At 41.1% G+C, this 13,554-nt stretch carries 14 protein-coding genes and 2 pseudogenes; 15 read left to right on the top strand and 1 reads right to left on the bottom strand.

The window, feature by feature from the left end:
* The 14 genes and pseudogenes from WMO25_RS07105 to WMO25_RS07040 all read left to right on the top strand — a co-directional run.
* On the top strand, positions 1-246 hold a 246-nt coding region (locus tag WMO25_RS07105; RefSeq protein WP_349084734.1), incomplete at its 5' end, for a hypothetical protein.
* Positions 247-272: 26 nt separating this feature from the next.
* Positions 273-728 carry a sporulation initiation factor Spo0A C-terminal domain-containing protein gene (locus WMO25_RS07100; protein ID WP_117689893.1) on the top strand — a complete coding sequence of 152 codons (456 nt, stop codon included), beginning with the start codon at positions 273-275 and terminating at the stop codon, positions 726-728.
* A gap of 635 nt (positions 729-1,363) precedes the next feature.
* The gene (locus WMO25_RS07095) at positions 1,364-1,909 is read left to right on the top strand and encodes a recombinase family protein (protein WP_158555572.1); all 546 of its coding nucleotides are present in this window, start codon (positions 1,364-1,366) and stop codon (positions 1,907-1,909) included.
* The gene (locus WMO25_RS07090) at positions 1,909-2,163 is read left to right on the top strand and encodes a DUF6870 family protein (RefSeq protein ID WP_072448128.1); all 255 of its coding nucleotides are present in this window, start codon (positions 1,909-1,911) and stop codon (positions 2,161-2,163) included. Before WMO25_RS07095 ends, WMO25_RS07090 begins: the two co-directional genes overlap by 1 nt.
* A gap of 150 nt (positions 2,164-2,313) precedes the next feature.
* Positions 2,314-3,981, top strand: a complete 1,668-nt coding sequence (locus WMO25_RS07085; RefSeq protein WP_173724837.1) for a recombinase family protein — start codon at positions 2,314-2,316, stop codon at positions 3,979-3,981.
* Positions 3,974-5,665 (top strand): recombinase family protein, encoded by a 1,692-nt coding sequence (locus WMO25_RS07080; protein ID WP_195956085.1) that lies wholly within the window; start codon positions 3,974-3,976, stop codon positions 5,663-5,665. The genes WMO25_RS07085 and WMO25_RS07080 overlap by 8 nt, the downstream gene beginning before the upstream one ends.
* Positions 5,655-7,229: a recombinase family protein gene (locus WMO25_RS07075; RefSeq protein WP_021651970.1), complete on the top strand. Its 1,575-nt coding sequence runs from the start codon at positions 5,655-5,657 to the stop codon at positions 7,227-7,229. The genes WMO25_RS07080 and WMO25_RS07075 overlap by 11 nt, the downstream gene beginning before the upstream one ends.
* A 134-nt stretch (positions 7,230-7,363) precedes the next feature.
* Entirely contained in the window at positions 7,364-7,834 is a 471-nt protein-coding gene (locus WMO25_RS07070) for a hypothetical protein (RefSeq protein ID WP_044961779.1), read from the top strand.
* A gap of 179 nt (positions 7,835-8,013) precedes the next feature.
* Positions 8,014-8,592: a hypothetical protein gene (locus WMO25_RS07065; RefSeq protein ID WP_044961781.1), complete on the top strand. Its 579-nt coding sequence runs from the start codon at positions 8,014-8,016 to the stop codon at positions 8,590-8,592.
* A gap of 13 nt (positions 8,593-8,605) precedes the next feature.
* A complete protein-coding gene (locus WMO25_RS07060; RefSeq protein WP_021651973.1) occupies positions 8,606-9,511 on the top strand; it encodes a bacteriophage abortive infection AbiH family protein in 906 nt (301 codons plus the stop codon).
* 403 nt (positions 9,512-9,914) lie between these two features.
* Positions 9,915-10,661 carry a hypothetical protein gene (locus WMO25_RS07055; RefSeq protein WP_195956084.1) on the top strand — a complete coding sequence of 249 codons (747 nt, stop codon included), beginning with the start codon at positions 9,915-9,917 and terminating at the stop codon, positions 10,659-10,661.
* A 49-nt stretch (positions 10,662-10,710) separates the two neighbouring features.
* The gene (locus tag WMO25_RS18930) at positions 10,711-11,208 is read left to right on the top strand and encodes a DUF4314 domain-containing protein (protein WP_435384302.1); all 498 of its coding nucleotides are present in this window, start codon (positions 10,711-10,713) and stop codon (positions 11,206-11,208) included.
* Positions 11,209-11,269: 61 nt separating this feature from the next.
* Positions 11,270-11,659: pseudogene (locus WMO25_RS07045) on the top strand (ABC transporter ATP-binding protein); the annotation flags it as partial.
* Positions 11,660-11,670: 11 nt separating this feature from the next.
* Positions 11,671-12,426: a hypothetical protein gene (locus WMO25_RS07040; protein ID WP_349084732.1), complete on the top strand. Its 756-nt coding sequence runs from the start codon at positions 11,671-11,673 to the stop codon at positions 12,424-12,426.
* A gap of 2 nt (positions 12,427-12,428) precedes the next feature.
* Here the strand turns inward: WMO25_RS07040 and WMO25_RS07035 are convergent, their stop codons facing one another.
* Positions 12,429-13,091 carry a Crp/Fnr family transcriptional regulator gene (locus WMO25_RS07035; RefSeq protein WP_349084730.1) on the bottom strand — a complete coding sequence of 221 codons (663 nt, stop codon included), beginning with the start codon at positions 13,089-13,091 and terminating at the stop codon, positions 12,429-12,431.
* An 85-nt stretch (positions 13,092-13,176) separates the two neighbouring features.
* On the opposite strand from WMO25_RS07035, the pseudogene WMO25_RS07030 reads away from it, so the two are divergent.
* Positions 13,177-13,554: pseudogene (locus tag WMO25_RS07030) on the top strand (hydroxylamine reductase); the annotation flags it as partial.

The following is a 13,554-nucleotide window of genomic DNA, read 5'->3' as shown; positions in this document are numbered from 1 at the left end:
GCGAAGATTGAAACACATGCCAGACTTATGGGAATGAAAACTTATATCCGGCTGTTGGAAGCTATGGATATTCCCATAAAAGAACACTTTATACACATGGGTACAGCGAAAAAAGATATGATGTTGAAGGAAAAAATCTGGTATCTGGTACAGGATTGTGATGAAAGAGAAACTAACCTTTTGATCTATTCCATAGAGGGAATTAAGAAAGGGCTAAAGAAATATCAGCAAGACAGCAGGAAGTGAGAATACAGATAGGGAGGAAAAGGGAAATGTTATCAAGAGAAAAGGTGGAAGCAGTATTATTTAAAATGGGAATGCCTGCCAATGTAAAAGGATTTGGCTATATTGTAGACAGTGTTTTGCTTCTGGAAGAAGACAGCAAGATTAAAACGACATATCTGTATTTTAAGGTGGCCCAGCAACATGGCACGACAGGGCAGCGGGTAGAACGGGCAATCCGCCATGCGTTTGATATTGTCCGAAGCTGCAGAGGTGATTATGATGTGGTGAACCATTATATCGGTTTTATCAACTGTGCCAATTCCCCTTCCTTATCCATGCTCACAATGAAGATACGGGAGGAAGCACTGGAAGTACCGGAACCAAAACCGGAAAAGAAAGAAGAGAACGTGATTACGGGAATTACCGAAGACCGGCTTTTGGAGTTGATGCGGCAGGCATGTACGGAATTTTGGGCAGATATGATTATCCGGTTAAAAAAATAAAGAGAAATGCAGACCGAAAACAGTCTGCCAAAACACATCAGGGTTATGGTGTCTTTTGGCAGGCTGATGTTTTCAGCCGGGAAGAACCTTGAAAACTGAATATCAGTATGGTGATATTTTTTTAAAACAAACGTGTCATTTCTGACGCTAATCTATAGAAATATCTTAAAGGACACAAAACATTTCGGCACATTCTATTTTGTATGATGCAGGGTCATGAGCTGTGCGAAGATACACTTGTCCGCAGTGGCAGCAGGTAAGGCAGAAAAGAAGCGGATCAAACAAGGAATCGTAGAAGATGAAGGGAAAGTGTGAGCAGCGCCCGGACATAGGCTGTGGGTGGCAGGCAGTCTGAAAGCCGAATGATAATGATACCTTTGCATAAAACACTGCAACCAGGGTAGCGTCTGGGACATGCTGCAGCGGGAAAGGGTGCTGCAGGGTGTCAGGCGGCCAGCCGGGCCGGTCCTACATGCTCCCGTTCACACCGGGGTGAGAAAATAAAAAACATGCTGGCAGGGAAAGCCCTGCCAGTATGGTGTGTAAAATGGGTTCATTTTAGGGCTATGGGGAAACGCCGGTTTCTTTATAGCCCTGGAATGAAAACAGGAGCCAAAGAAAGAGGAGGCAGAGCAATGAATAGAGAGATGTTACAAAAACTGTTTTCAGAAGATAAAGAGATCTTTCAGGGAGGAATGTTATTCCCTGCATGGATCTGCAAAGGAAAAAAAGAGATAGAAAATAGGAACAGTCCCCAGCGGGCGGCAGTGTATCTGGATATTCCCATTCCATGTGCCGGGCTTTTGTATTATGAAAAAGAAAAAAGCCTGCATTACTGTGAACAGCAGACATACCATGTGGTTACTTTACTGGAAGGTGTAGGGTGTGGTAATTCCATAGAAAAAGAAAACTGGCAGAGGCTGGCAGTGCTTGCAGGAAAAGGCATGATTGATGTGATTGTGGTATCCGGGCTTAGCAGGTTATCCTATTGTCCGGAAGAAATTTTACAGACTATGGAACTGCTCCAGTCTTTTCAGGTGCAGATAGACTGTATCGGTTATGGGATTTTAGATTATGCCAGACTGAAACAGTATTTAATGCACACCTGGGAGAAACAGGAACAATTTGAGCAGGACTTAGATGCGTATCTGTGCAGTTGCTGTACCAGGGAAGGGATATAATGCTCTCGCGGGAAGAACTGCTGAAGATGCGGGAAATGACGTTTGAGGACATTGACCCGAAAGAGATACAAGATGTAGAGAAACTGAAGATTGATGTAAAAAAGAGCAAACCGGAGAAGGTCCGGGAAATCCTGGAGTCCGGAAAGAACCCTTATTTTCTGAAATATAAGGGGATCACCATAAAGATTGGGTTTGCTTCTACCAACCGTACCATAGAGGAAGCCATGCAAAGCCTTGTGCAGATGAAATGGTAAAGCCACGACAGGGATAGGGAAGAAAGCGGATTGTTGGCAGATTACAGGGTGGACAAACCTTCTGGACTATGGTAGGATGATGGCAAGGACCCAGTAGCCTCTATCATTTAGGGAATCGGCTGACGAATCTAAATGATAGGAGCGAATACAATGAAAAATCAAATACTTAAAAAAATCTATCGTGCGGTTGTTTACCTGCGCCTTTCTGACGAAGATGGTGATAACAGGGAAAGCGACAGCATATCAAACCAGAGGATACTAATCCATAGCTTTTTAAAGAGCCACCCTGAAATTCAGGTGGTAAAAGAATGTGTAGATGATGGATATACCGGCACAAACTTTAACCGCCCCGGTTTTCAGGAAATGCTGCGTATGCTGGAAGAGGGGGAAGCAGACTGTATTATTGTCAAAGACCTTTCCCGTTATGGAAGGGACTTTTCCGGTGTTTTACAGTATGTGGAACGTATCCTGCCGAAAATGGGTGTGCGCCTGATCCTTGTCAATGACAATTATGACAGCCTCACGCCAAATCGTGATTTCCTTACCCTGAGATTTAAAAGTTTAATCAATGACCTTTACCCTGCGGATACTTCCAAAAGTGTGCGTTCCCATTTGTATGTCAAAATGACAGCCGGGCAGTGTGTAGCGCCTTTTGCTTTTTATGGTTATCTGAAATCCGAAGAGGATAAACATAAGCTGGTCATGGACGAAGTGGCAGCTTCTGTTGTACGGGATATTTACCACATGAAAATGCAGGGCTACAGCCTGACGGATATATCCGAAGAATTAAACCGGCGTGGGATCTTGACGCCTCTTCGGTATAAGCAGGTATATTTAAAACAGAAATTAAAGACAGGGTTCCGTCTGACGGAAAAACCGGTCTGGATGCCAACTATGGTGCGTCGTATCCTTCTTGATGAACGCTACACCGGAGTGCTGATACAGGGAAAAACCACAACGCCAAACCATAAAGTAAAGGTTGTGATCCACAAAGAGGAAGCTGAGTGGATACGGTATGAAAATGCTTTTGAGCCGGTTATCAATAGACACCAATATGAAGTGGTGGGCAACCTGATGAAAATGGATACCATGAGAGGTGCAAAGGGGCTAGCGCTTCTTTCAGGCCTGGTAAAATGTGGGGACTGTAAAGAAAGCATGGTACTGAAAAGCCCAGATAAAGTCCACCACTATTATGTATGTTCGACTTCCCTTTATGAAAAGCAGTGCAGTTCCCATAGTATCAGTGAGAAAAAACTGGTAGGAGCTGTGACAGAGGCAATCCTGCATTATATTTCTGTTCTGGTGGAGCTGAAAGAGATACTGGCGTATGTAAAAACTGCCTCAATCCCAAGACAGCGGCTTTTGGAAGAAGACAAAAAACTGGAGATGCTGGAAAAGGAGAGCCAGAGGATTTTAAACATTAAAGTAAAACTGTATGACAGTTTTGCAGAAGAAATCCTGGACCGGACAGAATTTGAAACCTTCAAAGCAAAGTATGACCAGTCTTTAGAGGAAATCCGGCAGGCAATGGAGTGCCAGCAAAGGGAAATCCGAAACTTGCAGGAAACCCTTGAAAAACAGCAGGAGTGGCTGGAATATTTTCTGGAATACCGGGACCGGACGGAAGTGGACCGCTTAATGCTGGTAAACCTGGTCAAACGGATTGAGGTATATGAGCAGAAGCGCATTATCATTCATTTTTGGTTTGAAGATGAATTTGAAAAGGTATTGGGACTGCTGGAAACGGTAAATAGAGCAAAGCCGGATCAGCATGTGGAAGCCTTCCTGAAAGGAAAGGGGGCGGAAGCAAGTGCCTAAGGTAAGCAAAAGAGGACAGAAAAGACAAAGCAGCAAGCCGGAAATGAAGTATCTGAGAACCTATATTTATGTAAGGCTTTCCGAAAAGGACGGAGGGCATGGCAGAAGGGATTCCATTTATATCCAAAAACAGATCTGTGAAGACTACGCAAAGAAACACCCGGAAATGCTGGTGGTAAAAGTCTATGCGGATAATGGTGTGACAGGTACAACGTTCCAAAGGAACGCATTTGAAGAGTTGATGGAAGATGTGGCAAATAAAAAGGTTGACTGCATCATTGTAAAGGATTTTGCCCGGTTTGGAAGGGACGCCTTAGATGCTGTAGATTTGATTGATGTAATTTTCCCAACTTTAAATATCCGGTTTGTTTCCGTTATGGACGAATATGACAGTGCGAACCCGGCTTGTGTAGAAGACCGGACCACCAATATTTTGAAGCACTTTATGAATGATTATTATGCCAGGGAAGTTTCAGAGAAACTGGTACAGGCACACCGGCTGTCCAGGGAGCGGGGAGAGTTCTGGGGTTCCAGACCTCCTTATGGATACCAAAGGGCAGAGGAAAACAGCAAGAAGCTGGTGCCGGAACCAGAGGAGGCAGAAATAATCCTGCAGATTTTTTACTGGTATGTGTTTGAAGAAATGTCAAGCTATGATATAGCAAGGGAACTGAATGGCAGAAAGGTATTAGGACCGGAGGACAGCTATCAGAAAAGGAAACAGGGAAAGGAGCCGGAAAAAAGGCGGTTATGGAGATCAGACGGTATCAGGAAGATTTTACAGAACCCCGTTTACATTGGTGCTGCTGTTTATGGGAAAACAAAACAGATGCTTGCACAGAATATTCCTCTTCAGATGATACCAAAAGAGCAGTGGGAAGTGTGTGAAAATGCCTGGGAAGCAGTTGTGGAACGGGCGATTTATGAAAAAGCACAGGAAATTGCAAAGGAACGCTGGAAAGATACGTTAGATAACTGGGCTGCAAACCCAAAAGAAAAACAGGGGGCAGATGGTTCTTTTAAGGGAAGAATTTTCTGTGGACATTGCGGAAAACGCCTTGGAAGGTGCAGGAGCGGAGGCAATGAGAAACATAAATATATGGTTTATAAATGCCCTTCTTTTTCCCTTACAGATCATACGGAATGTTTCCGCACGGTGAATGAAATCTACATCAATCAGGCAGTCAAGGCAGCACTCCGCTACCAGATCCAGCTTGCTGTGGAAAGTAAGAAGACCTATGGTGCAGAGTTTTATCAAAAGCTGGAGCAGGAGGTAGCAGAAAAAATAAAAAATGCCAGACAGAAGTATGAGAAATATGGAAGAAAACTGGAAATCTTGTTTGAGCATTATGCTACCGGACTGTTGGACTGCAAGGAATATCAGGAGATTAAATCAATCTATCAGGAAGAACAGCAAGCAGCCAAGCAGAATATGAAGCAGGTACAGCTTCGTGGACAGAACCTGTTAGATCAGGTGAAGGCAAGAATGGACTGGACAGAGGAACTTCTAAAGTACCAAAGATTCCAGAAGATAGAGAAAGGGATTGCTGACCGCTTTATTGAAAAGATTACGGTATATTCCAAAGACTATGTGGAAATCGTGTTCTGGTTTGGGGATTTATTTGAAAAGGAGCTGGAAAAAGAACTGGTCAATATGGAAGGAGGTCTTCCGTATGCAGTATGATTTTATTTTTGCTTATCTGCGTCTTTCCAGAGATGATAAAGAAAAAATGGAGGAAAGCAACAGCATTAAAAATCAAAGGCTTTTGATCCAGCATTTTGTAGAAAAACAGCCGGAATTTGCAGGGGCAAAGGTTTTCTTCTTTGTAGATGATGGTTACAGCGGTACAACCTTTGACCGCCCGGAATTTAAGCGCATGATGGGGCTGATTACCAGGAGAAAACGGATCTGTATCATTGTCAAAGATTTGAGCCGCCTGGGAAGGGATACCATAGAAACACAAAACTATATCGAAAAAATATTTCCGTTCCTTGGGGTGCGTTTCATTTCAATCAATGATTTTTATGACAGCAGCCAGAAACCTTCCGAAAGAAAGGATACGGAGATTAAATTTAAGAACCTAATCAATGGGATTTATCCCCAGATTTGTTCCGACAATATCAAAAAAGTTATGAGGAAACAGGCTGAAATGGGACAATATCATGGTTCAATCCCAACATACGGATATTGCTTCCATGACGGTGTTCATACAAAACTTCATCTGGATACGGAGGCAGCTTCCGTTGTAAGGGGGATTTTCGACCAAAGGTTGGAAGGAAAGACCTATGCAGACATTGCCAGGGACCTGAATAAAAAAGAAGTTGAAACACCTACCGTATATCTTCAAAGGAAAGGCTGGGCGCCGGAAGCAAAGAAATCTGTGAAATTCTGGGACGGAAATTTAGTAAAGCTGATTTTGTTTAATCCGGTTTATGCAGGACTGACGGTAAGAGGGAAAACAGAAACCAGGGTTCCGTCAAAAAGAGAGTACCGATATATTTCAAGAGAGGATTGGATTTGCGTAAAAGGAGGACACGAAGCGATTGTAACGGAGCAGGAGCTTCAGAAGGTCCAGGACATGGTACAGAAGGACAGAAAATATCATGGGTCTACACCGTCTTCTGAGAATATTTTTGCAGGCCTGATCCGCTGCGGGCATTGTGGTCGGAAAATGCGGATACGGACAGAATACAAAGAAAAGCCGATTTATTGTAAAAGTGTTACGACAGCCCCCAATGCTTCCTGTTATCCAAAGAAATATAAGCAGAAAGAGTTGGAAGAACTGGTGCTAATTATGATAAGACAGCAGGCAGCCCTTGCAGAGGATACCATAAAGCAGTTAAAGAAAGCCAATCAGACTTTGAATATTCCGAAACTCCGGTATCGGAAAAAGCAATATGAAAAGAAGCTGGCACTTTGCAAACAGGAGAAAATGGAACTATATGAACAATATGTAGAAGAACAGATTTCTTTGAAGGATTACCTGGCACGAAAACAAACCTATATGGAGAAAATAGCAGCTTATCAGCAAAAGATACAGGAGATAGAAGCAAAAATTTTAAAGGGGGAGGAGGAAAAACAAAAGGAGAAATCAGAGGGACTGCAACTTTTTGTAAAATATAAGGGATTGGAAGAGCTGTCTTATGAAGTTCTGCATGAGCTGATTGAAGTCATAAATTTTTATGATCCGGAACATATTGAAATTGTATGGAAATACAGGGACGAATTTCTGGAAGCAGTAGAATAAGAAAGAACCGGGAGAGCTTATTGTCCTGGATTCCGGTAGAGAAAAAGATTTCATAAAAGAGGAGGAAAACGCTGCGGTGTCTTCCTCTTCTTTGTATTAGGAGAAAATTAGGCAAAGAAGATGGGGGAGGAGCCATGTATCTTGAAACATATTCTATGGAAGAACTGATGGAGCTGATAGAAGAGAAAGGGTATTGCTCTGTGGAGGCAGTAGAAATCCTGAAAGAAATGGAACAGGCAAAAAAAGAGTATGATTTTTTACTCCGGGATTGTGAGGAAAAAGCGTGGAAAACAGACCAGGTGGTAGTTGATTATTACCGGCATCTCTTAGAAGAATTACGGAAATCGTTGCCCTATGATGCTATGGGAGGGCAGTACACAATTCCGATTTTGGTGTTACAGGAGTTCCGTAAACCGGACATTGTAGAAAAAATCAGGGATTTTATTGGTTGTCAGGCTGGATTTTCCGATCATGCTCTGTTACAGGAAATACAGAAATTTATGACCGTACATCTGGACCCGCAGGGAATTATCCTCTATATGGACGTATTGGGAAACCAGCCGGCGGCAAGGAATGTTTACAAACAGGGAGGACAAATGTGGTAAAAGAAAGAGTATTGGCGGTTCTCGACATCATTATGAAAATAAGATATAGGAAGATTATTGAAAAAGTGGTACAATAAAATATAAAGAAAAATAAGCATTAAAAGTAATATAAAAACCAAAGAAAATATGATAGGTTAATAATTTAACTTAGAAATAGAATACGAATGGAGATGTTTAAAATGGGTACATTGATACGTGAAAATAAAAGGAAAATAGCACTTAGTCTTAATATGGGTTTGTTGTTAATGGGATGTTTAATGTTAACGATTGGTGCATATCCAGCCTTATATAGTGGTGGAGCAAATGAAACACGTTTATCAATAGGAGCAACATGTATTGCATTTTGGTTTATTAGTTTTCCTGCTTTATCGAGAGAAACTAAAGAGAAAAAGATAGTTACAGTAAGCATCCATGCCATTACTGCATTTTCTGTTTTAATTATATTTTCTTGGGAGATACATTATATTCTTGTTAATTGGAAAAAAGGATCTCACTTGGGAGATATAGGATTTTGCATAGGGGGCATAATCGTGTGTTCCTATTTGTGTTATATACTTATCTCGTTCATTAAAACATTTTATTTTTTAATACAGAAGGTAAGGAGATTACTGTTTCCTAATAGTACAAATCAAAATGTTTCCAGAATTGTACATCTGCTAGAAATGGCTTCTTCGTTAATAGTATCTTTAACAGCTTTTATCGGAAGTCTAACAGCTGCTTGTGTAGCAGTGCAAACATTTTTGGAACATATTTACTAGGAGAGAAAAGAAATTGGACAGATTGGTTATTATAGGAAATGGTTTTGATCGGGCACACAATTTGCCCACTTCGTATTATGATTTTAAGGAGTATTTGAGAATATATGCTCGTGAATTTTATGAAGCTATATGTAAATATATACCAGAAGAAGAATTGTGGTTTCAATTTGAAATGGCTTTAGGCGAATTAGATAAATATCAAGTGCAAGAAGAAAATGCTTCATATTATCTTGATTATGGTGACGAAAATTGGAAAGACAGTGCTAATCATGACTTTCAATTTATGGTTGAGCAGGATTTGGCATTTGCATCTTATATTCCATATTATTTTAAGAAATGGATTGAGCAAATAGATACAAACGTTTTACCTTTGGTATCAAAGCGTATAATAAATAATACGTGTAAGATTCTAAATTTTAATTATACGGATACATTAGAAAGAGCATATAAAGTACCTGCTGAGAATATTTTATACATTCATGGAAAAGCCCTGAGCAGTAAGAAACTTGTAGTGGGACATCATGATATTTCTACTTTTCAGTACGGAGCTGTTTCTCCATTTAATGCAGCGGAAGAACATGGAATATATATACAAGATGATGATGAAGATTTTAGAATAACTGAAACAAAAGAAATCATTAAAGCCTATTTTCAAAAGACATATAAAGATACGTTTGGTATTATACAAATGAATCAAAATTTTTTTGACTCTCTTATAAATATAAATGAAATATTTATATTAGGTCATTCGTTATCTTCTGTAGATATGGATTATTTTGTTGAGATTAGAAAGAGAGTATTACATTCGTGTAAATGGTATATTTCATATTTCTCAGAAAGTGATTTAGATAATATGGAATATTTTGCAAAAAGGTTAGATATTAAAAATTTTCAGCCGGTAATGCTAAGTAATTTATAATACGATTATACAGTCAGAAAAGACTAATAAAAGAAGAGGAAAACGCTGCGGTGCCTTCCTCTTCTTTTATTTAGAAGAAAATTTAGAAAAGAAGGAAGGGGAGAAGAGCCATGTATCTTGAAACATATTTTACGGAAAGACTATGAAAAAAGCTAGCATATAATGCTATGGGAGGTCAGCACACGATTCCGATTCTGGTGTTACAAGAGTTCCGTAAACGGGATATTGTAGAAAAAATCAGGAATTTTATTGGCTGCCAGGCTGGGTTTTCTGATCATGATCTGTTACAGGAAATACAGAAATTTATTACCGTACATCTGGACTCGCAGGGAATTATCCTCTATATGGACGTACTGGGGAATTTGCCGCGTGCAAGAAATAGTTACAAGTAAGGAGGACAAATGTGGTAAAAGAAAGAGTATTAGCAGTTCCAGATACAAGCATTTTTATTGCGGAGTTGCCGGAAGCAACCAGAAATATCATACGGAAAGATTTAGAGGAACATGCAAGGGAACATCATTACCGGCTGGAATGGGACCGGGAAAGTAAAGATTATGTGGCAATGAGCCGGAGATTTTGCGATATGGAAAACATTTATACGGATACATATCTGCATTTCTGCGAGACAGGGGAAGATATAGAACCCTATGAAAAAAGCCTGAAGCGGACTATTTCTATCAGGTTGTATCAAGATGAGGTAGAAGAGCTCTGTAGGAAGTCTGGAAAAGTTGGGCTATCAATCGGTGAACTATTTGAAAACTTTGTTGCAGATTTGATTTGTGGTACACATACCAATGGTTCTGATGAACGCATGTATATTGAGCAATGGTTTGACCGGTGCTATTTCAGTATTATGCCAGAGGAAACATTTTTATCTTATCTGCTTGAAATGCGGGAGATAGACAGTGTTTTGGAATGCTGGGAAATCTTGCAGGAGTTGAAGGAGCTGGAAGAGCCGGATTGTTATGATAAAGAGGAACTGGAGATACAGCAGAACACTTTGGAAGACTATTTTCAGGAATATAGAACCTATACAAGAGAAACGACAGAAGACCAGTTGGAAGCTGCTATGGAAAAGGTGCTGGAATGGAATAAAGAAAGAGAGTATTTGTTGGAGGGAAATGTCCCAGATAAGTCTTTGGGACGGTAGCCGGATTGGAGAAAGGAAGAAAACAGTGATAAGTAATGCGGAAAGAATTGTGTTAAGAAATATGTACCCACCGGGGTGTCGGGTAGAGTTGGAAGATATGGAAGCTGATCCGTATGTAAAACTGAGTCCCGGTGATTTAGGAACCGTACAGTTTGTAGATGATGCCGGACAGATTCATGTATCTTGGGATTGCGGACACAGCCTTGCTATGGTATTTGGTGTTGATCATTGCAGATGTATTATGAGAGAGGAACGTTTGCAGGAGCTATTACAAAGAGTACAGGCTATGCCATTTGAGAGTTTGGAAAAAATGGAACTGTATATTAGGGAAAAATTATCCGGGGCTTTCCCTAAAATCAGTTTTCAGGAGAAAGAAGGGCAGGAGGCTTTTGTAGATATGGGAGTTGCTGCATTTATGAAAAAAGGTCTTGGTGTGGCAATTCAATATGAAACTGACAGCCAGCAGCACATCTTTATAAAAAAGATGGAAATGCAGGGACAGGAGTTGGAAAGGAAAAATCCTTTTCCAGTACAGAAGAAGCGATAAGAATGGTTTCTTTTAATTGCAAAAATCGACAATTTTTTTTGGATATAACTTGACAGGATAGGGCAAATCGACACTTTTGAATATTATCGGCGGTATTGACCAGGCAGACAGCGGGGATATCTGCATTCGAGGTGAAAGAATGGCAGATATGAAAGAAAAGAAGCTGACATTGTATCGCAGAAAGCATTTGGGTTACATTTTCCAGATGTATAATCTGATCCCGAATCTGACAGTCAGGGAGAATGTAGAAGTCGGGGCTTATCTCAGTGAGAAGCCGCTGGATGTGGATGAACTTTTACATACACTGGGGCTTTACGACCATAGAAATAAGCTGCCGAACCAGCTTTCCGGCGGACAACAGCAGAGAACGGCCATCGGCAGAGCCATAGTCAAAAATCCGGATATTCTACTGTGTGATGAATCGACAGGCGCGCTGGATTACAATACATCTCCGGTTTCCTTGTGGCAGATGGCAGTATGCTGACGGCATATAATGAAAGTTTTGAGAAATACAATATAGAAGACGGCCATTTCACAGTTATAAAACAGATGAACAAGGCTCAGAAGAAGAATGTTGAAGCTCTGGGAGTGACACTTTATGATTTGTTTTATGTGGAAGAAACGTTAGTGACGAATGATAGTACGCTTCGAATTTTTCCAGATCGCAAGGACGTCGATAAAGTATGTCTGATGGAAGGAAGTATGCCGGAGAAATCGGACGAAATTGCCATCGACAGAATGTATGCGGACAACAACAGTCTTAAAGTAGGCGATGTGATTGCATCAACAGATCACAGCTGGAGAGTGACAGGATTGGTGGCATTGTCTGATTACAGCGCATTATTCTCGGACAATAATGATTCAATGTTTGATGCGATCAAGTTTGGGGTGGCCATTGTGACTGAGAAGGGCTTTGCACAGATGGATCAGTCTAAAATGACCTGGCAGTATGCATGGAAATACAATCAATCGCCAAAGAACAACATAGAAGAGAAAGAAATGTCGGATGATTTGATGTCAGATATCAATAGCACTATTGTACTGGACAGCTATACACCGCGTTATCTGAATCAGGCGATTAATTTTACCGGTGAAGATATGGGCAGTGACAGAGGCATGATGATTGTCCTGCTGTATATGGTTAACTTCTCCGGTCTTGAAAAAGGAAAAACCGGAAGTGTACGTTTTATTGTAGAAACAGACGAGATAAAAAAGTAAAGCTATTCTAATATTTTAAATTGGTTCTTATGATAATCTATCCGGCCTTCCCGGCGCAATTTGCTGAGTTCTGTGGACATAGCACTGCGCTCGACACCGAGATAATCCGCTAACTCCTGGCGGTCATAAGGAATCGCAAAAATTCGGCTTTTATTTTGTTTGGCTTGCATCAGCAGATAAGCCATCAGCTTTTCCTTGGTGGTCCGTTTGGAAGTCAGTTCAATCTTCTGATTCAGCATAATGTTTTTGGCGGCAACAATACGCAAAAGGTTGGCGATAATCCGATTATGAAATTCACAGGAATTGCCGCAGGTGGTGATGACACGGCGGCAGTCCAGCAGAAGAATCTCACTGTCGGTAACTGCGGTTGCAGTGACCGGCAGTTTTTCTATGCCGGCGCAGGCAAAAGCTTCGCCAAAGAGCTGTGACGGCTCCATCATGGAAATGATATTGCGGTTGCCGAAAAAATCATCTTTGGCAATCTGGACTTTGCCGGTTAATACAACACCAATAAGACTTGCCGGTTCCCCTTCCCAGAAAATCGGCTGGTTTTTTGAATAGGAAGCAGTCCGTGCTCCGAGACAGGTCAGCATGCCATCTAAATCATCCTCAGAGATACCTTGAAAAAGTGCTGATTTTTTTATCACTGGAAAATATTCTCTCATAAAAGAGCTCCTTTTGTTGGAATTACAACGTAACTTTTGGGCAAAGTATACTATGATAGGTGCATAAAGTCAAGGAGGTATTCCAATGGAAAATAATATGTTTTGTTTTCAGTGTGAGCAGACAGCCGGATGCGGCGGATGTACAGGTAGAGCAGGTGTCTGTGGCAAGCAGGCGGATACGGCACAGCTTCAGGATCAACTGACAGGGGCACTCATCGGTCTTGCCCGTGCAGCAGAGGGAAATGTACCGGGACCTTCCACTGATAAAGTCATTATCGAGGGATTATTTACAACCGTCACAAATGTGAATTTTAATAATGAAACCATTAATACTCTGATTGATCGTGTGCATGAGGAGAAGCACAAACTGGTGCCGGACTGTGAATCATGCGGTTCTCCATGCGGCAGAACAGAAGATTATGATATGAAAGGCATCTGGGAAGCAGATGAGGATATTCGTTCA

Source organism: Coprococcus intestinihominis, from assembly GCF_040096555.1.
In the GTDB taxonomy this organism is placed as follows: Bacteria; Bacillota; Clostridia; order Lachnospirales; family Lachnospiraceae; genus Coprococcus_A; species Coprococcus_A intestinihominis.
The sequence above is the reverse complement of the archived record's forward strand: the minus strand, read 5'-3'. Positions and strand labels throughout refer to the sequence as shown.